Source organism: Winogradskyella poriferorum (assembly GCF_036553625.1).
GTDB lineage: Bacteria > Bacteroidota > Bacteroidia > Flavobacteriales > Flavobacteriaceae > Winogradskyella > Winogradskyella poriferorum.
In genome coordinates, this window is the sequence record NZ_JAZHOU010000013.1 from 1 (window position 1) to 1900 (window position 1900).

At 37.6% G+C, this 1900-nt stretch carries 1 protein-coding gene; it reads left to right on the plus strand.

Annotated features, from left to right (window positions below):
- The coding region (locus tag V1468_RS16400; protein WP_331811284.1) for a T9SS type B sorting domain-containing protein at window positions 1-1900 on the plus strand (1900 nt) is incomplete at both ends.

Sequence of the window (1900 nt, forward strand, 5' to 3'; positions counted from 1 at the left end):
ATAAAACAGCACCTTATTTCAATACTTCAAATCCTCAGACCATTTATGTTAGACTTGAAAATGAAGCTAAAAACAGTTGCTACAAAGTAGCTCCTATGGTAATCGAAGTGAGAGAAACACCAGACTATAATATTCCTACCGATATTTTTGAATGCGATGTTAATAATACTGGTCTGGCAACAACTGACCTTAGCAATACAATCAACGAAATTGAACTTGGCAGTACCACACCTCTCAATGTGTCCTTTCACCTAACACCTCTAAATGCTGAAGTTGGCACTAATGCCATTGCCTTAAATTATACAGCGACATCGAATCCTCAGATGATATATGCCAGAATTGAAAATGCCAATTCCGGTTGTTATAATGTGGAAACATTTAATCTCAATACGCTTTCCTTGCCTGAGGTGACCTATGGACAATCCTTGGTGGCTTGTGGTAATAATTATGATACTTCTGTAGAGTGGAATTTAACCGAAATTGAACTCAACATCTTAGATGGCAGACAGTACAATATTGATTTCACTTATTTCAATTCTGAAGATGATGCGCAGAATAATGTGAATGCTATCGACAATCCTACGGCTTATACGAATACCAGCAGTCCAGAAACAGTATATACCAGAGTTCGTAATGCCACAACGGATTGTTTCTCGGTTGTTCCTTTTGAACTGATTATCAACTCACCTCCTGCTATCAATCAGTTTGGTGTTTATGATATATGTGACAACGTTGACAATACTGTGGATCTTCACGATATTGATTTGATTTTGGTTGATAACACCTTTAATGTTTTGATTAGCTATTATCAAACTGTAGACGATGCCGAAAATGATAATAATGCTTTAAGCACAGATTACATCTATACAAATAGTATTGAAAACTTGGTCGCTCGAGTTGAATATACCACTACTGGTTGTTATGCGATATATCCTTTTGAATTGCATATCAATCCGCTTCCTGTTGCCAATCAGCCTGACAACATTGTTGATTGTGACGATGATTTTGATGGACAGTTGGCTATTGATTTATCGCAACAAGATGCTTCTATTCTTTTAGGTCAAAATCCGGATGAGTTCTCGGTGAGTTATTTTACTTCTGAAACTGATGCTATTGAAAACAGTAATGGTTTAGCCAATTCATACATAGCGTCAAACAACGAGGTTATTTTTGCAAGGGTTGAAAATAGTGTGACGGGTTGTTTCAGTATTACGCAATTCTCGGTCATTATCAATAGCAAGCCTTTTGTGGATATTGAGGACCAGGTGCTTTGTCTTAATGATTTTCCTTTAGTGGTCTCTGCGGAAACCAATAATCCTTTGGATAGCTATGAGTGGTCTACTAATGAAACTACTGCTGCTATTGAGATTACTGCTATTGGGTCCTATTCTGTAACGGTTACCAATGAATTTGGTTGCCAAACCACATCTACATTTTCTGTAACAGAATCTGACTCTGCTGAAATTGATGTTGTAGAAACCGTTGATTTTGCTGATCCTAATAATATTGTTATTACGGTAACTGGTATTGGTAATTATCTTTATCAATTAAACGATCAGCCTTTTCAGACTTCTGGAACTTTCTACAATGTACCTATTGGCTACAATACCGTAACCATTATTGATCAAAATGGTTGTGCTCAGATTACCAGAGAGGTCTTGGTGATTGATACTCCTAAGCACATGTCTCCTAATGGTGATGGACAGTACGACACTTGGCACATTACTGGTGTAGAAACGCTTCCTGGTACAGTCATCTATATTTTTGACAGGTTTGGAAAACTCATAAAAACGCTTCTGCATACCTCTCCTGGTTGGGATGGATCTTACAACGGCAATCCTATGCCTGCTGGTGATTACTGGTTTGTTGCTAAAGTGAGACAAGATGACAACGTCTTTGA